The organism is Mycobacterium sp. IS-1742 (assembly GCF_001500125.1).
In the GTDB taxonomy this organism is placed as follows: domain Bacteria; phylum Actinomycetota; class Actinomycetes; order Mycobacteriales; family Mycobacteriaceae; genus Mycobacterium.
This window is the reverse complement of record NZ_LQIV01000026.1, coordinates 1-16,735: the sequence shown is the minus strand read 5'-3', so window position 1 is coordinate 16,735 and position 16,735 is coordinate 1. Positions and strand designations below refer to the sequence as shown.

Sequence of the window (16,735 nt, the reverse complement as noted above, 5' to 3'; positions counted from 1 at the left end):
CGTCAGCACCGGTATCGCGCGGTAGGCGCCTGGCCGGGGCGGCAGGCTTCGTCGTGGCGGGGGCCCTCGCTCTGGCACCGGGTGCGACGGCCGATCCGTCGTCGGACTTCGTCACCGACGACCGCGGTTTCGTCGGCACCGCGGCCTACTGCCAAGGTGCCGCGGAGGCAACGGCTTTCGGCCGGACCCAGGATGCCTTGGTGGCCATCTGTTCGAGCCCGGACGGTCAGCTGCAGTATCGCGGCGTGCGACTGGAGGACGACGCGGCGCTGATGCTGGACGCGGCGGCGGCCGGTGCAGGTGGGTATTCCGCGGAGAACGAGGGGGTCGTCTACTGGGTGACGGCCACCGAACTCGTTGTCACCTCGGGGGATACGACGCTGCACCGGCAGCCGATGATCGAGTACCGCCGGCCGTAGTCAGCTCTGGCGCGGCAGATTCGCCACGAGCCGGGTGTCCACCCCCAGGCGGCCGAGCGCGCTCGCTCCCCCGGGTGTGCCGAGCGGTGCGTCGCGGCCGGGCAGCACCTCGGTGAAGAACGCGGCGTTGTCGGCGAGGTGGGGCTGCTGGTCCTCGGGTAGATCGGTCTCGTAGAAGATCGCGTCCATCTTGCAGATCACGCGGCAGGCGCCGCAGTCCACGCACTCCTCCGGGTTGATGTACATCACCCGGTCCCCCTCATAAATGCAGTCGACGGGGCATTCGGGCACGCACGACTTGTCGACGACATCCACACACGCACTACCGATCACATAGGTCATGCGGCGAGCCTAGGGAGGCCCTGCGGGTGTGCGCTGGGGCCGAAAGTCCTCAGTTCTGACGACGCGCCTTCCGCTTGCCAGCAGTTCTATGTAAGGTGACATACATATCGAGGGAAGGACGACCGGTATGGCCACCCCCCGTGAACGCATGGTGCGGTCTGCCGCGGTCCTCATCCGGGAACGGGGCGCCCATCCGACCGCGATCGCCGACGTCTTGAAGCACAGCGGCGCGCCACGCGGGTCCGCCTATCACCACTTCCCCGGTGGTCGTACCCAACTCCTGTGCGAGGCAGTCGATTACGCGGGTGAGCGGGTGGCCGAGCAGATCAGGCAGGCACCCGACTCGCTGACCCTGCTCGACGGTCTGTTCGCCGGCTATCGGGACCTGATGACCCGCACCGATCACCGCGCCGGCTGCCCCGTGGTCGCCGTCGCGGTCGAGGCGGGCGATCCCGACAAGCCGGAGCAGTCCGCCCCCGTCATCGAACGGGCGGCCGCCGCATTCACCCTCTGGACCGCACTGATCTCCGACCGCATGACGGCCGACGGGATCGCCGCCGACCGGGCGGCAGACCTCGCCATGCTGCTGCTGACCAGCTTCGAGGGGGCGATCGTCGTGGCCCGCGCCGCCCGCGACGTCGCTCCACTCGAGACCGTTCACCGCCAACTGCGCGCTCTGCTGCAGGACGCCCTCGGGAAGGACCGCTGATGACGACGACACCGCTGGAGAGCCCCTGGCAGCCGAGCGCGTGCATCCTGTGCGAGTGCAACTGCGGCATCGTCGTGCAGGTCGCCGACCGGTCGCTGGCCCGCATTCGGGGGGACAAGGAGCATCCCGCGTCGCGGGGCTACACCTGTAACAAGGCGCTGCGCCTCGACCACTACCAGAACAACAACGGCCGTCTGACCTCACCGATGCGCCGCCGCCCGGACGGCGGCTTCGAGGAGATCGACTGGGACACCGCGATCTCCGAGATCGCGGACGGTATGCGCCGCATCGCCGACACCCACGGCGGCGACAAGATCTTCTACTACGGCGGCGGCGGGCAGGGCAACCACCTCGGCGGCGCGTACAGCGGCGCGTTCCTCAAAGCGCTCGGCTCGTACTACCGGTCCAACGCGCTGGCACAGGAGAAGACCGGTGAGCACTGGGTGGACGCCCATCTCTACGGCGGCCACACCCGCGGCGAGTTCGAACACGCCGAGGTGTCGGTGTTCGTCGGGAAGAACCCGTGGATGTCGCAGAGCTTCCCCCGCGCCCGCGTCGTGCTCAACGAGATCGCCAAGGATCCGTCGCGGTCGATGATCGTCATCGACCCGGTAGTCACCGACACCGCCGCGATGGCCGACTTCCACCTGCGGGTCCGCCCGGGCACCGATGCGTGGTGCCTGGCGGCGATGGCCGCCGTCCTGGTGCAGGAGGACCTCTGCGACGAGGCGTTCCTGGCCGACCACGTCAACGGCGCCGACGCCGTGCGCGACGTGCTGCGCGACGTGCCGGTCACCGAGTTCGCCCGCCGCTGCGGGGTCGGCGAAGACCTGCTGCGCTCCGCCGTGCGGCGCATCGCCTCCGCCGCGAGCGTCTCGGTGTTCGAGGATCTCGGCATCCAGCAGTCCCCCAACAGCACCGTGTGCTCGTATCTGAACAAGCTGCTGTGGATCCTCACCGGCAACTTCGCCAAACGTGGTGCCCAGCATCTTCATTCGTCGTTCGCGCCACTCATGCGTGCCGGCGGGGTCGGCCGCACGCCGGTGACGGGTGCCCCGGTGATCGGGGGCCTGGTGCCCAGCAACGTGGTGCCGCAGGAGATCCTCACCGACCACCCGGACCGGTTCCGCGCCATGGTCGTGGAGAGCAGCAATCCGGCACACTCCCTCGCCGACTCGGCCGCGTGTCGTGACGCGTTCTCGGCGCTCGACCTCCTGGTGGTCGTGGACGTCGCGATGACCGAGACCGCGCGGCTGGCCCACTACGTGCTGCCCGCGGCGACCCAGTACGAGAAGGCCGAGGCGACGTTCTTCAATCTCGAGTTCCCGCACAACACCTTTCACCTGCGGCACCGGTTGTTCGAGCCGCTCGAGGGCACTCTGCCCGAGCCCGAGATCTGGGCCCGCCTCACCCGTGCGCTCGGCGTGGTCGACGACGCCGAACTCGCGCCGCTGCGCGCGGCCGCCCGTGAGGGTCTGGCCGCCTACACCGCGGCGTTCCTCACCGCCGTGGGCGCCAATCCCGGCCTGAACAAGGTGCTCCCCTTCGTGCTGTACGAGACGCTCGGGCCGGCCCTGCCCGAGGGCCTGGCCGGGGCTGCGGCGCTGTGGGGCCTGGCGCAGAAGACCGCCATGGCGTACCCGGACGCGGTGCGGCGGGCCGGGCACGCCGACGGCAACGCGCTGTTCGAGGCGATCCTCGACCACCGCTCGGGGGTCACGTTCACCGTCCACGAGTATCCGGACGACTTCGCCCTGATCACCCACCAGGACCACCGCATCGCGCTGGCGATGCCGGACATGCTCCGCGAGATCCGGTCGCTGACCGCCGACCGGCCGGCCTACACGTCGACGGAGTTCCCGATCGTGCTGTCGGCCGGTGAGCGCCGCGCGTACACGGCCAACGACATCCTGCGGGATCCCCGATGGCGCAAGCGCGACGTCGACGGTGCGCTGCGGATCAGTGTCGAGGACGCCGGTGCCCTGAACCTGCGGTCCGGTGACCGGGCCCGCGTCACCACCGCGGCCGGGAGCGCGGAGGCCACCGTGGAGGTGACCGGCGCGATGCTCCCGGGTCATGCCTCGCTGCCGAACGGCTTCGGCCTGGACCACGTCGGCGCCGACGGCACCGTCACGGTTCCCGGTGTGGCGCCGAACTCGCTCACGTCCAGCGACTGGCGTGACGCCTACGCGGGCACGCCGTGGCACAAGCACGTGCCTGCGCGCATCGAGGCCGTGACGTCCGGCGTGGCCGGTACCGGGTGACCGACGCTACGGCGCGGGAGCAGGCGCGGGTGCCGGTTCGGGAGCGGGCGCGGGCGCCGGTTCGGGAGCGGGCGCCGGCGCCAACGGGGGCTGCGGTCCGGCCGGCATCCCCGGCGGCGGAGTGGCGGCCGGGTCGAGCGGACGCTGCGTCAGCAGGAAGATCGCATCGCTGCCGCTGACCTCCTGGGTCTGCACGGCGTGCCACAGGTCGCGCAGGTAGGACAGCCCGCGGCTGCCCGTGGGCGCCACCGGGGTCGTCGTGGTTCCGGGCGGCGGGTTGTCCGGGCTGTACAGATGTGGGACACCCTCATCGGCAGGGGCGGGCGCGGCGAGCGGCGCGACGTCTCCCGGTGCCGCCGAGGCAGCCGCGACGGGCGCGGGCTGCGGGCCGGGGGCCGGCGCGGGGACCGGATCCGCACCTGCGGCGGGCGCCGCCATGAACATGCCGAGACCGATGCCGAGCCCCAGCGCTGCACCGGCGGCGGTGCGCCGAAAATCGATCGCCACTGCGGTCTCCCTCCACGTCGCGTGACCTGGCTACACGGGATTGTTCTCCGTCGACGCGCGCTTTGTTACAGAAGTGGCCAACGTTTCTGCGACGGTCTCGTCGCGCCGGCGCGATAACACGTTCCACTTCGGACTTTCCGCAACCTTGCCCGGTCGCCCCAGCAGTGGTGTAGCAATGCGGTTAGGCACGAGAAGACGTCGTCTTAGGAGATGCCCCGTGGTCATGAGCAGCGATCGGCTCCGCCCCAATCTGCCGCCTGGGTTCGACTTCACCGATCCGGACATCTACGCCCAGCGGCTGCCCGTCGAGGAACTGGCCGAGATGCGCCGGGTGGCCCCGATCTGGTGGAACGAACAACCCGTCGGCGCGGGCGGGTTCGACGACGGCGGCTTCTGGGTCGTCACCAAGCACCGGGACGTCAAGGAGGTGTCCCGGCGCAGCGACGTGTTCTCGAGCCTCGAGAAGACCGCGCTCCCGCGCTACCGGGACGGCACCGTCGGCGAGCAGATCGAACGCGGGAAGTACGTCCTGCTCAATCAGGACGCCCCGCACCACACCCACCTTCGCCAGATCGTGTCCCGGGCCTTCACCCCGCGGGCGGTCGAGCGGCTGCGCGCCGAACTCGGCGCCCGCGCACAGCACATCGCGCGCACGGCGCTGGAACAGGGCGCGGGTGACTTCGTCGAACAGGTGTCGTGTGAGCTCCCACTGCAGGCGATCGCCGGACTCATGGGCGTGCCGCAGGAGGACCGCAAGAAGCTCTTCGATTGGTCGAACCAGATGGTCGGCGATCAGGATCCGGAATTCGCCGGCAACGACGCGATCGGTGCCTCGGTGGAACTGATCATGTACGGCATGCAGATGGCCGCCGACCGGGTCGCCAACCCCGGCGACGACCTCGTCACCAAACTCGTCCAGGCCGACGTCGAGGGACACAAACTCTCCGACGACGAATTCGGGTTCTTCGTCATCCTGCTGGCGGTGGCAGGCAACGAGACGACCCGTAACTCGATCACGCAGGGCATGATGGCGTTCACCGACTTCCCCGACCAGTGGGAGTTGTTCAAACGGGAGCGGCCCGCCACCGCGGCCGACGAGATCGTCCGCTGGGCGACGCCCGTCACGTCATTCCAGCGCACCGCGCTGTGGGACACCGAACTGTCCGGCGTGACCATCAAGAAGGGCCAGCGCGTGGTGATGTTCTATCGCTCGGCCAACTTCGACGAGGACGTCTTCGAGGATCCGTATTCGTTCGACATCCTGCGTGACCCCAACCCGCATGTGGGGTTCGGCGGCACCGGCGCCCACTACTGCATCGGCGCGAACCTGGCGCGGATGACGATCGATCTGATGTTCAACGCCATCGCCGACCACATGCCCGACCTCACGCCGCTGGGCAAGCCGGAGCGGTTGCGGTCGGGCTGGCTCAACGGCATCAAACACTGGCAGGTCGACTACACCGGCTCTGCCGCGAAACCTTCGGCCGCACAGTAGGTTTCGCGGGATAGTCGATGATCGACCGCCAATAGTCCTCGGGGATCTCGGTGTTCGAGCGGAGGACGATCGCGAGTCCGGTCGCCATCGCGATGCCGAGCAGGCCGAGCCACAGCCCGGCCAGGCCGATCACCACCCACAGCACCGTGGTCAGGGTCGGCCAGGGCGACGCCCAGGCCAACGCGGGCGCGAAGAAGAACCCGGCACCGATGTACCAGGAGGAACCCGCGCGGTCGGACGCCAGCACGAATCGCAGCCAACGGGGGATGTTCTGCTCGGACGTCTCCATCGGGTACTCCCTCTCGTGGTGGACGACACCACCTTCGCCCAGGCAACGTCATCGCATCAATTACCTCCGAAGTAATGGCGGTGCCACCGTCGGCGCGCGACACTGAACCCGTGACCGCCACCCACGCCGCCGCGACGTTCGGGGACGTGCTGCGGACCTGGCGGCAGCGCCGCAGGCTCAGCCAGCTGGATCTGGCGATCGAGGCCGACGTCTCGGCCCGTCACGTGAGCTTCCTGGAGACGGGCCGGTCGACCCCGAGCCGGGCGATGGTGCTGCGGTTGGCCGAAGTGCTCGACGTCCCACTGCGAGAACGCAACCACCTGCTGACGGCGGCCGGGCTGGCACCGGTCTACCCCGAACGGGGCCTCGGCCATCCGGAGATGGCCGCTGTGCGGGAGGGTGTGCAGCGCGTGCTTGCGGCCTACGACCCCTTCCCGTGTGTCGCCGTCGACCGGCACTGGAACATCCTGAGCGCCAACGCCGCAACGGCCGTGCTCCTCGAGGGGGTCGCACCGTCGCTGCTGGATCAGCCCAATGCGCTGCGGCTGACGCTGCATCCGGAGGGGCTGGCGCCGCGGATCGCGAATCTCGGTCAGTGGCGCCATCATCTGATCGACCGGCTGCGCCGCGAGGTCGCGGCGAGCGGATCCGGTGAGCTCATCGCCCTGCTGGCCGAACTCGAGACGTACCCGGGGCCGACGGCGCCCTCCCCCGATCCGTCGACCGTGGCCGTTCCACTCGAATTGTGCACCGAGAGTGGCGATCTGCTGACGTTCATCAGCACTGTGACGACGTTCGGCACCGCACTCGATCTCACCGCGGCCGAGCTGAGCATCGAGGCGTTCCTGCCCGCCGACGCGGCGACCGCCGCAGCGCTGGTTTGCCGGTCCGCATCGCAGGGAAGTCCGCAGTGAGCGGGGTCGGGACACCGAGTCAACAGAACAGAGGTGGCGCGTGAACAACCGAATCGTCATGGTGCTGAGTGCGGCTTCGGTCGTCGTGCTCTCCGCGTGCGGCGGGTCCGAGCCGGCATTGGGCACCCGGACCGCGCAGGTCTCGGTCAACGGTGCGGAGACGGCCAAGATTCCGGTGGAGTGCAGTCAGGCCGGCTGGACGTGGCTCATCTCGGATTTCGGCGAGGAGACGCCCGGCTTCTCCGCCTCGGTCTCCACCGGTGAGAACGTCGAAGCGCATTCGGTCGAGATCCGCGACCTCGAGGGATTCACGGGCGCGTACTGGGAGGGCACCGTGGGTGACGGTAAGGCCACCATCGACAACTCCGTCATCACGATCACGGGCACCGCCAAGGGGTCGTTCGCGGACAATCCCACCGCCGCCGCCGAGGCGAAGTACGAGATCACCACCACCTGCTGACTGGTCAGACCACTTGACCTCTGACCACCCCGGCTGCCATGCTGGGTGGCATGCCACTCCAACCCGTCAACCGCCGCTCGGTGCCGGAAGACGTCTTCGACCAGATCGTCTCCGAGGTGCTCAGCGGGCAGATGCAGCCGGGGCAGACGCTGCCGAGTGAGCGGCGGCTCGCCGAAGTGCTCGGGGTGTCGCGTCCGGCGATCCGTGAAGCGCTCAAGCGGCTCGCCGGCACCGGCCTGATCGAGGTGCGCCAGGGCGATGCGACCACGGTGCGCGACTTCCGGCGCACCGCGGGTCTCGACCTGCTCCCCCGGTTGCTCATGCGAGGCGGGGAGCTCGACTTGTCCGTGGTCCGCAGCATCCTCGAGACCCGGTTGCACAACGGTCCGAAGATCGCCCAACTGGCGGCCGAGCGGGCCGGGACCGGCCTCACCGACCTGCTGGACGACACCGTGAACGCCCTCGAAGCCGAAACCGATCCCGTTGCTGCGCAACGGCTTGCGCTGACGTTCTGGGACCACGTCGTGGACGGGGCGGATTCCATCGCGTTCCGGTTGATGTACAACACCTTGCGGGCCACCTACGAACCGGCCCTGCCCGCGCTGGCCACCATGATGGCCGAAGAGGTCGGCCGCCCCGATGCCTACCGCGCCGTCACCGCCGCGATCGCGGCGGGCGATCCGGCGGGGGCCGCCGACGCCGCCAGGCGCCTGCTCGAACCCGCGACCACCGCACTGCTCGACGCACTCGGCGAACTGGAGGGCCGATGACCACCGGACACGCCCCACGCCCCGCCCGCCGGGCGTTCACGCTGGCCGACGCCGGCCGCGAGTTCTGGCGGCACCCGTCGCCGTGGCTGATCGCGGTGACCCTGCTCGCCGCCGTCGCCGCACGCCTTCTCGCGGGCGACTGGCAGCCCACCGATGCGCTCGTCCCGGTGGCGATGATCGCGGTGTTCCCCTTCGTCGAGTGGGTCGTCCACGTGTGCGTCCTGCATTGGCGGCCCCGACGTGTCGGCCGCCTGCGGATCGACCCGCTGCTGGCTCGCAAACACCGTGAACACCATGTCGACCCCAGGGTGGTCCCGCTGATCTTCATCCCCTGGCAGGCGCTGACGTGGGTTCTGCCGGTCGCGCTGGGGGTCGCGCTGCTCGCCTTTCCGCGCCTCGGCATGGGCCTGACGTTCCTGGTGTCCCTGACGGTGCTCGGCCTGGCCTACGAGTGGTGCCACTACCTGGTCCACAGCGACTACAAGCCGAAGACCGCCGCGTACCGCGCCGTGTGGCGCAACCACCGGCAACACCACTTCAAGAACGAGCACTATTGGTTCACGGTGACCAGCGCCGGCACCGCAGACCGGGTGCTCGGCACCTGTCCCGATCCCGCCACGGTCGCCACGTCACCGACCGCGAAGAACCTGCATGCTACGACTGGACGATGACCGGATCGCCCATGCCCACGGTGTTGAAGTACCAGTCCGCGTTGTCCGGGCTGAGATTGATGCAGCCGTGGCTGACATTCGCGTAGCCCTGTGAGCCGGTGGACCAGGGCGCGCCGTGGATGTAGACACCGCCCCAGGTGATGCGGACCGCGTCATAGACGGTGAGCTTGTAGCCCTCGGGGTCGTCGAGCGGGATGCCGATGGTCCGCGAGTCCATCACGACGACGGATTCCTTGCCCAGGACACGGAAGGTGCCGACCGGTGTCGGGAACTTCGGCTTGCCCATGGACGCCGGCATCTCCCGGACCACCTGATCGTCGATGCTGACGGTGAAGGTGTGCGCGTCGATGTCGGCGACACCCATCACGGCGGCACCGGTCTGGAACTCGGTGGCGAAGTCGCCCGCGCCCACCGAGATCGGCGAATGTGCGGGCCAGAAGCCCGTCGGCGTCCACTGCATCACCGAATCGCTGAGCCAGCTGAACTCGCCGTCGGGCGTCTTCGGCGACGTGATCCGCAACGACCGCTCGGCCGCGAGCCGGTTGTCGACCGGTGCGGCGAACCGCACGGTCAGTGGCATGGCCACCCCGACGACGTCGCCGGACCCGGGTTCGATGGCGGTGACGGCGGGCGGAGTGCTGATCGCGGCGGAGCCCTTCGCGACGGAACCGCTCACCGCCAGGGCGAGGGATCCGGCGATGACCAGCATCGATCGCATGAACATGCGCAGCATGTCGCCAGTGTAGGGGGGCCGACGGATCGGACCTCCTGACCGCGCTCGCCCTCGCGCCTTCGCGGCGCCTTTCCTGATACGGCTTGTGCCCACGTCAAGGTCATCGCCGGCGCGCGCCCCAGCGTTTCACCCGCCTACGCCGGGCCCTCCCCCCGGCGGGGGCGGCCGAGCGCCATCAACACGTAGCCGAGCGCGAGGAACATCGCCCCGAGCAGGGCGATGTTGACCCCGACGGTGAGCGTGCCGACACTGCCCGGATCGAGGAAGTAGTACGGCGCGCGCCGGCCGGCGTGGTTCAGGACGGCCAGTGCTGTCACGACGTAACAACCCGGGTAGGCCAGCCACGCCCACGGATGCCACCACCGCAGAGTTGACCGGTCGGTGACGGCCAGCCCCCACTCGGCGAGCGCCAGCACCGGCACGACGACGTGGAGCAGGAAGTTCGCCGGGGTGTACCCCATGCTGTAGTCGGTCAGGAACAGGTTCCACACCAGCCCCGCGATCACGACGTACAGGACGACGGCGCCGCGCAGCGCCGAACAGGTCGCGGCGCGTCGCCAGAACAGCGTCGCCGCGTAGAAGAGCGCCGCCAGCAGGTTCGCCTGGTAGGTGAAGGTCACCAACCGCCACAGCACCCCCGACCGCGACGTCACCTCGACCACGACCACGGCCACCACCACCGCCGCGACGATCGAGAGCCGCAGGACGGTCCCCAGTGTCGGAAGCGCCCGGGAGGCGTCGGTCGCTGGCACCTCCGCGAGGATAGCCGCGCCCGCCGGCCCGCTCAGCCCGCGAGGATCTCCCGCAGCAACGCCACCTCGATGTTCCCGCCCGACACCACCGCCACGGCCCGACCCGCGGGCGCCACCCTGCGGTAGCCGGCCAGTGCCACCGCCCCGCTGGGCTCGCTGACCAGATGGGCGTGAAGCGCCAGGTCGCGCACGGCCGACCGGATCTCGTCCTCGGTGACGGTGACGGTGTGGTCGAGCACCTTCTGCAGGTGCGCGAAGGTCAGCTCCGACGGCTGTGAGCGCAACCCGTCGGCGATGGTGCGGTTGCGGTCTTCGATCGGCCAGTCCACCCGGTGCCCACGCCGCAGACCCTCGGCCGTATCGGCGGCCAGCTCGGGTTCCACGCCGTGGACCGTCGCGCCCGGGCACAACGCCTTGATCGCCGTGCCGATCCCAGAGGCCAAACCACCGCCGCTGACCGGGATGAAGACGTGCTCGACCTCGGGCAGGTCCTCGGCGATCTCCAGACCAGCGGTGCCCTGGCCGGCTATGACGTCGGGGTGGTCGAACGGCGGGACCAGCACCGCGCCGGTGCGCTCGACGACCTCGGCGGCCACCGCCTCCCGGCGACCGGCGGCGCACAGCACCACGTCGGCGCCGTGCGCGCGGGTCGCCTCGACCTTGACCCGCGGCGTCTCCTCGGGCATCACGATGTGGGCCGAGATCCCGTACCGCGCAGCGGCATGGGCGACGGCCTGAGCGTGGTTGCCGCTCGAGTACGCCACCACCCCGCGGGCCCGGACATCCGGATCCAGCCGGCCGATCGCGTTGAACGCACCGCGCACCTTGAACGCGCCGATCGCCTGCAGATTCTCGGGTTTGAGCCACAGCGTCCCGGCCCACGCCGCGGGGATCAGCGGGGTCCGCAGCACGTCGCCGCGGGTGCGCGCGGCCGCGGCGCGGATGTCGTCGATCGTGACCAGGTGCACCCGCCCAGTCTGCCCGCCGCCACACCCGACGCGGCCCGCCGGGTCACCCGATCGCGCGCTCACGGCGGCTATGCTCGACCGGTCGCAGGCTCCTCGCGTGCCCGATCTCCGGTGCCGTCTGCGATGCTCGGAGACTGACAGGAGCGTCGTCATGACGCCCGAAGATTCGGCTTCACCCTCGTGAGCGCCTTCACCGACAAGATGTTCGCCAACGCGCTGACGAGCCGGAACGGCATGGTCACCGGTGAACCGCACCAGCCGATCCGGCGCTCGTGGCGTGAGGTGCACGAACGGGCCAGGCGCATCGCCGGCGGCCTGGCCGCTGCAGGGGTCGGACCGGGTGACGCCGTCGCGGTGCTCGCGGGCGCTCCGGATGAGATCGCCCCGACGGCGCAGGCGCTGTGGATGCGCGGAGCGAGCCTCACGATGCTGCACCAACCCACTCCGCGCAGCGATCTGGCCGTGTGGGCCGACGAGACGGCGAGCGTGATCACCCTGATCGAGGCCAGGGCGGTGGTGCTGTCCGACCCCTTCATGGTGGCCGCCCCGGCACTGGAACACCTCGGGGTCACCGTGCTGACGGTGGAGCGCCTTCTGGAAGCCTCCCCGATCGACCCGGTGCCCACCGGCGAGGACGACGTCGCGTTGATGCAGCTGACATCGGGATCGACCGGATCGCCGAAAGCCGTTCACATCACCCACCGCAACGTCGTGTCGAACGCCGAGGCGATGTTCAGCGCCGCGGACTACCGCCTCGACACCGACGTCATCGTGAGCTGGTTGCCGCTGTTCCACGACATGGGGATGACCGGATTCCTCACCGTTCCCATGTATTTCGGGGCCGAACTGGTCAAGGTGACGCCGATGGACTTCCTCGGCGACATCCTCCTGTGGGCCGAACTCATCGACAAGTACCGGGGCACCATGACCGCGGCGCCGAATTTCGCGTGGGCGCTGCTCGCGAAAAGGCTCCGCCGCCAAGCGGTTCCGGGCCAGTTCGACCTGTCCAGCCTGCGCTTCGCGCTGTCCGGCGCCGAACAGGTCGACCCCGCAGCGGTCGAGGATCTGTGTGACGCGGGGGCGCCGTTCGGGCTCGACCCCGGTGCCATCCTGCCCGCCTACGGAATGGCTGAAACCACTGTCGCGGTGTCGTTCTCGGCGCTCGGCGCCGGGCTGAGCACCGACGAGATCGACGCCGACCTGCTCGCCGCATTCGACCGCGCGGTTCCCGCCGCCACCGGCCGCACCAGGCGGCTGACCTGCCTGGGCCCACCGCTGGGCGACATGGTGGCTCGTGTCGTCGACGCGGACGCCGCCGTCCTGCCCGCCCGCGCGGTGGGGGTGATCCAAGTCCGCGGATCGTCGCTGAGTCCCGGCTACACCACCGTGGCCGGTTTCCGTCCCGCCTCCGACGAGCACGGCTGGTACGACACCGGAGACCTGGGTTACCTCACCGAGGACGGCCGAATCGTTCTGTGCGGCAGGGTCAAAGAGGTCATCATCATGGCCGGCCGCAACATCTACCCCACCGACGTCGAACGCGCGGCGGCCCGGGTCGACGGCATCCGTCCCGGTTGCGTGGTCGCCGTGCGCCTCGACGCGGGCCACCCGCGCGAGACGTTCGCCGTCGTCGTCGAGGCCGCCGACTGGGAGGACCACGCCGAGGTGCGGCGGATCGAGCACGAAGTGGCCCATGCGGTGGTCGCGGAGGTCGATCTGCGCCCGCGCAAAGTGTCGGTGGTCTCGCCGGGCACCATCCCCAAGACGCCGTCGGGCAAACCCCGCCGTGGGCTGGCGACCGAGCTGGTCGCCTGACCGGTCGGGTGTGAGGGTGTGCCGGTGACGGGCGAGGCGACAGCGGGGTTCTCGCTGCCGATCGTGCCGCGCTACGCCGAGGTCGACCAGCAGGGCGTGGTGTTCAACGGTCACTACCTCACCTGGTTCGACGAGGCGTGCACGGCGTTCTTCGACCACATCGGGGTCGCGTATCCCGACCTGATCGCCTCCGGTCTCGACTTCCAGGTCGTCCACAGCGAGATCGACTACGCCGCTTCGGTTCGCTGGCGCGACGACGTGCGGGTGGCGGTGCGGTGCGAACGGGTCGGTTCGACGAGTTTCACCCTCGGTTTCGCGGTGTCACGCCGCGATGCGGACGGCGACGCCCGGACCGCGGTGACAGGCCGCAACGTATACGTGGTCGTGTCGACGTCCGACTGGGCCAAGCGGGCGATCCCGGACCGGCTGCGCAGCGCGCTGACAGCCGGCTGATCACCGCGCGGCCGGTCGCACCTGGCGGTACCGTCTGCCCATGGGGCATGCGCATGCGGACGAGCCGCAACGGGACCTCCCGCCCGGACTCGCCGAGCAACTGGACCTGCCCTATGCGGGGATGGTGTCCTTCGGTCATCGGCCCTTCCTCACCGAGACCGCGCAACTGGAGTCGTGGCGGCCGGACGTGGCGATCGTCGGCGCGCCGTTCGACGTGGGCACCACCAACCGCCCGGGCGCCCGGTTCGGGCCGCGCGCGATCCGGGCGACGGCGTACGAACCCGGCACTTACCACATGGATCTGGGGCTCGAGATCTTCGACTGGCTGGAGGTGGTCGACTTCGGTGACGCCTACTGTCCACACGGGCAGACCGAAATGTCGCACAACAACATCCGTGAGCGGGTGGCCGCGGTCGCCTCACGCGGGATCGTGCCGGTCGTCCTCGGCGGTGACCACTCGATCACCTGGCCCGCGGCCACCGCGGTGGCCGACGTGCACGGTTACGGGAACGTCGGCATCGTGCACTTCGACGCCCACGCCGATACGGCCGACATGATCGAGGGCAACCTCGCCAGTCACGGCACTCCCATGCGGCGGCTCATCGAATCCGGCGCGGTGCCCGGCACCCATTTCGTGCAGGTCGGCCTGCGCGGCTATTGGCCGCCGAAGGACACCTTCGAGTGGATGCTCGACCAGGGCATGACCTGGCACACCATGCAGGAGATCTGGGAGCGCGGCTTCAAGGACGTGATGCGCGACGCGGTCGGCGAAGCTCTGGCCAAGGCCGACAAGCTCTACGTCTCCGTGGACATCGACGTCCTGGACCCCGCGCACGCGCCCGGCACCGGAACCCCGGAACCGGGCGGCATCACCAGCGCCGACCTGCTGCGGATGGTGCGGCAGCTGTGTTACGAGCACGATGTGGCCGGCGTGGACGTCGTCGAGGTCGCACCGGCGTACGACCACGCCGAACTGACCGTCAACGCCGCGCACCGGGTGGTGTTCGAGGCGCTGGCCGGAATGGCGGCCCGTCGGCGCGACGCCGCGGGCGCCAGACCCGGACCGCCCGCGCGATGACGGGTGCGGTGACTCAGCCCTTGGTCAGGGTGAACTGCGCGACGTCGGTGTAGCCCTCGCGGAAGAGGTCGGCGCACCCGGTGAGGTACTTCATGTACCGGTCGTAGACCTCCTGCGACTGGAGGGCGATGGCCTCGTCCTTGCGGGCCTCCAGCGCGGCCGACCAGATGTCGAGGGTCTTGGCGTAGTGCAGGCGCAGCGGCTGCACCAGTTTGACCTCGAACCCCGCCTTGATCGCGTGGTCGGTGACCGCACTGGCCTGGGGCAGGTCCCCGCCCGGGAAGATCTCGTCCATGATGAATTTGAAGAAGCGCAGCTTCTGCATCGTGATGGGCAGCCCGCGCTCTTCGAATTCCTCGTTGCTCGGCTTGATGATGGTGTGCAGCATCATCACGCCGTCGTCCGGCAGCGCGTTGTAGGCCATGGTGAAGAAGTCGGTGTAGCGGTCGCGGCCGAAGTGCTCGAAGGCGCCGATCGACACGATGCGGTCGACCTTCTCGTCGAACTGCTCCCAGCCCTGCAGGAGCACCCGCTTGCTGCGCGGGCTGTCCTTCTTGTCGAGGATCTGCTGCACGTGGGCCTGCTGGTTCTTGCTCAAGGTCAGGCCGACGACGTTGACGTCGTACTTCTCGAGTGCACGGTTGATCGTCGCGCCCCAGCCGCAGCCCACGTCGAGCAGGGTCATGCCGGGCTGCAGCCCGAGCTTGCCCAGTGACAGGTCGATCTTGGCGAGCTGTGCCTCTTCCAGCGTCATGTCGTCGCGTTCGAAGTAGGCGCAGCTGTAGGTCTGCGTCGGGTCGAGGAACAGCCGGAAGAATTCGTCGGACAGGTCGTAGTGCGCCTGGACATCCTCGAAGTGGGGCGTCAAGCCCTGGGCATCACTGCTTGTTTCTGGCACGGTACAGCCTCTGACGTTGTTGTTTGTGGTCGTCGATCGTGGTCGTTCGGAGCTCCTCAATTTTCGAGAGCCGCCCCCGTCGTCTGCGCACACTACCCGAACGGGCACCGTCCGAAGACCGTGGTGGGCAGGTCGGTGACCCGGGTGCCCGGCGCGCTGCGAACCGAACCCACCCTCTCGTGGCGGCATCACTACTGTGGTGGCACGGCCGGTATTCGGCTGATGTCCAAGCCAGGGAGGGAGACTGCGCGTGAGTACCCCGGATCAACCGATGTTCGGTGACGACGCCCCGGAAGCCGACGTCGTCGAACAGCTGATCCCCGTCGACGTGGACGACGAGGAGGAGGCCGGCCTGGATCCGGCGCGGGTGTCGGTGTCACGCAACTGGGAAGCCGACGAGGCCGATCTGATCGAACAGTCGATCGCGGTCCCGCTGTCGGACGACGACCCGGACTTCGACCGCTGACCGGCCGGCCCGTGCTGCGCCGTGTGCTGGCCGGCCTCATGGTCATCGGCGCCGTCGCGGGCGCCGCGCCTGCGCACGCCGAGCCCGGCGGCCCGCTGACGGCGTTGGTGGACGCCGCCGCCGAGCGGCTGCGGACCGCCGAACCCGTGGCGGCCAACAAGTGGAACACCAAGGCGCCCATCGAGGATCCGGCCCGCGTCGAACAGGTGCTCGGCGCCGTGGCCACCGACGCGTCCGCGCGGGGCGTCGACCTCGAGCGGGTGCGGCGCATCTTCCGCGACCAGATCTCCGCCACGGAGTCGATCCAGTACACCCGTTTCGCCCAGTGGAAGCTCGACCCCGCCGTCGCTCCGGCGACGGCCCCGGATCTGGCCTCCTCACGCGGTGTGATCGACGGACTCAACCGGACCATGGTCGATCAGATGGCCGCCCACTGGCCGCTGCTGCGCTCACCGGAGTGCCCGCAACGCGTCCGGGAGGCGACCGACCTGGTCTCGGCCACCCGGGGCCTCGACGAGCTCTACCGCCGCGCGCTCTCGTTCGCGACACGGTCGTACTGCGGCTGACCGTGCCAGGATGACCCGATGACGCCGCCGACGACGCCCAAGTCCATCTTCATCACCGGCGCCGGGAGCGGGTGGCCTCGGCGGGATCGGCGAATCGCGCACCCCGCTGGGCCTCAGCCCCGCCGGGGGGGTGATGGTGGCCGGTCCGCCCGGCCGCGGGCGCGCC

The 16,735-nt window shown here is 69.6% G+C and carries 20 protein-coding genes; 13 read left to right on the top strand and 7 right to left on the bottom strand.

What is annotated here, in order from left to right:
- The first annotated feature begins 53 nt into the window (after window positions 1-53).
- Window positions 54-419 carry a hypothetical protein gene (locus tag AU196_RS16825; RefSeq protein WP_231737617.1) on the top strand — a complete coding sequence of 122 codons (366 nt, stop codon included), beginning with the start codon at window positions 54-56 and terminating at the stop codon, window positions 417-419.
- On the opposite strand, the gene fdxA is transcribed toward AU196_RS16825, so the two are convergent.
- A complete protein-coding gene (fdxA, locus tag AU196_RS16820; RefSeq protein ID WP_059096222.1) occupies window positions 420-761 on the bottom strand; it encodes a ferredoxin in 342 nt (113 codons plus the stop codon).
- Between the two features lie 127 nt (window positions 762-888).
- Here fdxA and AU196_RS16815 point away from each other — a divergent pair, with 127 nt between their 5' ends.
- Together AU196_RS16815 and AU196_RS16810 are read left to right on the top strand one after the other, a co-directional pair.
- Window positions 889-1,470: a TetR/AcrR family transcriptional regulator gene (locus tag AU196_RS16815; protein WP_059096221.1), complete on the top strand. Its 582-nt coding sequence runs from the start codon at window positions 889-891 to the stop codon at window positions 1,468-1,470.
- The gene (locus AU196_RS16810) at window positions 1,470-3,734 is read left to right on the top strand and encodes a molybdopterin-dependent oxidoreductase (RefSeq protein WP_059096220.1); all 2,265 of its coding nucleotides are present in this window, start codon (window positions 1,470-1,472) and stop codon (window positions 3,732-3,734) included. Before AU196_RS16815 ends, AU196_RS16810 begins: the two co-directional genes overlap by 1 nt.
- Before the next feature lie 6 nt (window positions 3,735-3,740).
- Here the strand turns inward: AU196_RS16810 and AU196_RS16805 are convergent, their stop codons facing one another.
- Complete coding sequence (locus tag AU196_RS16805) at window positions 3,741-4,241, bottom strand: hypothetical protein (protein WP_059096219.1); 501 nt, start codon at window positions 4,239-4,241, stop codon at window positions 3,741-3,743.
- Window positions 4,242-4,464: 223 nt separating this feature from the next.
- On the opposite strand from AU196_RS16805, the gene AU196_RS16800 reads away from it, so the two are divergent.
- The gene (locus tag AU196_RS16800) at window positions 4,465-5,736 is read left to right on the top strand and encodes a cytochrome P450 (protein ID WP_059096259.1); all 1,272 of its coding nucleotides are present in this window, start codon (window positions 4,465-4,467) and stop codon (window positions 5,734-5,736) included.
- Here the strand turns inward: AU196_RS16800 and AU196_RS16795 are convergent.
- Window positions 5,678-6,025 carry a hypothetical protein gene (locus AU196_RS16795; RefSeq protein ID WP_059096218.1) on the bottom strand — a complete coding sequence of 116 codons (348 nt, stop codon included), beginning with the start codon at window positions 6,023-6,025 and terminating at the stop codon, window positions 5,678-5,680. The two genes, AU196_RS16800 and AU196_RS16795, sit on opposite strands and share 59 nt — an antisense overlap.
- A 74-nt stretch (window positions 6,026-6,099) precedes the next feature.
- Between AU196_RS16795 and AU196_RS16790 the strand changes: the two genes are divergently transcribed.
- Genes AU196_RS16790 through AU196_RS16775 form a run of 4 tightly spaced genes read left to right on the top strand, consistent with a single transcriptional unit; the run spans window position 6,100 to window position 8,840 of the window.
- Window positions 6,100-6,939 (top strand): helix-turn-helix domain-containing protein, encoded by an 840-nt coding sequence (locus AU196_RS16790; RefSeq protein WP_082695747.1) that lies wholly within the window; start codon window positions 6,100-6,102, stop codon window positions 6,937-6,939.
- Window positions 6,940-6,979: 40 nt separating this feature from the next.
- Window positions 6,980-7,399: a lipoprotein LpqH gene (locus tag AU196_RS16785; protein ID WP_059096217.1), complete on the top strand. Its 420-nt coding sequence runs from the start codon at window positions 6,980-6,982 to the stop codon at window positions 7,397-7,399.
- A gap of 50 nt (window positions 7,400-7,449) precedes the next feature.
- On the top strand, window positions 7,450-8,169 hold the full coding sequence (locus AU196_RS16780; RefSeq protein ID WP_059096257.1) for a FadR/GntR family transcriptional regulator: 720 nt from the start codon (window positions 7,450-7,452) through the stop codon (window positions 8,167-8,169).
- On the top strand, window positions 8,166-8,840 hold the full coding sequence (locus tag AU196_RS16775; protein WP_059096216.1) for a sterol desaturase family protein: 675 nt from the start codon (window positions 8,166-8,168) through the stop codon (window positions 8,838-8,840). Before AU196_RS16780 ends, AU196_RS16775 begins: the two co-directional genes overlap by 4 nt.
- On the opposite strand, the gene AU196_RS16770 is transcribed toward AU196_RS16775, so the two are convergent.
- The 3 genes from AU196_RS16770 to AU196_RS16760 all read right to left on the bottom strand — a co-directional run bounded on the left by AU196_RS16770 (window position 8,824) and on the right by AU196_RS16760 (window position 11,293).
- Window positions 8,824-9,564 (bottom strand): L,D-transpeptidase, encoded by a 741-nt coding sequence (locus AU196_RS16770; RefSeq protein WP_059096256.1) that lies wholly within the window; start codon window positions 9,562-9,564, stop codon window positions 8,824-8,826. The two genes, AU196_RS16775 and AU196_RS16770, sit on opposite strands and share 17 nt — an antisense overlap.
- 143 nt (window positions 9,565-9,707) lie before the next feature.
- Window positions 9,708-10,325, bottom strand: coding sequence for a Pr6Pr family membrane protein (locus AU196_RS16765; protein ID WP_059096215.1), 618 nt, complete (start codon window positions 10,323-10,325; stop codon window positions 9,708-9,710).
- A gap of 32 nt (window positions 10,326-10,357) precedes the next feature.
- Window positions 10,358-11,293 carry a threonine ammonia-lyase gene (locus AU196_RS16760; protein ID WP_059096214.1) on the bottom strand — a complete coding sequence of 312 codons (936 nt, stop codon included), beginning with the start codon at window positions 11,291-11,293 and terminating at the stop codon, window positions 10,358-10,360.
- Between the two features lie 180 nt (window positions 11,294-11,473).
- Between AU196_RS16760 and AU196_RS16755 the strand changes: the two genes are divergently transcribed.
- Genes AU196_RS16755 through speB form a run of 3 tightly spaced genes read left to right on the top strand, consistent with a single transcriptional unit; the run spans window position 11,474 to window position 14,639 of the window.
- The gene (locus AU196_RS16755; RefSeq protein WP_059096213.1) at window positions 11,474-13,108 is read left to right on the top strand and encodes a fatty acyl-AMP ligase; all 1,635 of its coding nucleotides are present in this window, start codon (window positions 11,474-11,476) and stop codon (window positions 13,106-13,108) included.
- Window positions 13,109-13,132: 24 nt separating this feature from the next.
- Window positions 13,133-13,561, top strand: a complete 429-nt coding sequence (locus AU196_RS16750) for an acyl-CoA thioesterase (RefSeq protein ID WP_059096255.1) — start codon at window positions 13,133-13,135, stop codon at window positions 13,559-13,561.
- Window positions 13,562-13,601: 40 nt separating this feature from the next.
- Window positions 13,602-14,639, top strand: coding sequence for an agmatinase (gene speB, locus AU196_RS16745; RefSeq protein WP_059096212.1), 1,038 nt, complete (start codon window positions 13,602-13,604; stop codon window positions 14,637-14,639).
- Between the two features lie 13 nt (window positions 14,640-14,652).
- Here speB and AU196_RS16740 read toward each other — a convergent pair whose 3' ends face one another.
- Window positions 14,653-15,537 carry a cyclopropane mycolic acid synthase family methyltransferase gene (locus AU196_RS16740; RefSeq protein ID WP_059096211.1) on the bottom strand — a complete coding sequence of 295 codons (885 nt, stop codon included), beginning with the start codon at window positions 15,535-15,537 and terminating at the stop codon, window positions 14,653-14,655.
- A 250-nt stretch (window positions 15,538-15,787) separates the two neighbouring features.
- Here AU196_RS16740 and AU196_RS16735 point away from each other — a divergent pair, with 250 nt between their 5' ends.
- Entirely contained in the window at window positions 15,788-16,003 is a 216-nt protein-coding gene (locus tag AU196_RS16735; RefSeq protein WP_059096210.1) for an Rv3202a family protein, read from the top strand.
- 38 nt (window positions 16,004-16,041) lie between these two features.
- On the top strand, window positions 16,042-16,569 hold the full coding sequence (locus tag AU196_RS16730; RefSeq protein ID WP_059096254.1) for a chorismate mutase: 528 nt from the start codon (window positions 16,042-16,044) through the stop codon (window positions 16,567-16,569).
- Window positions 16,570-16,735 lie beyond the last annotated feature (166 nt).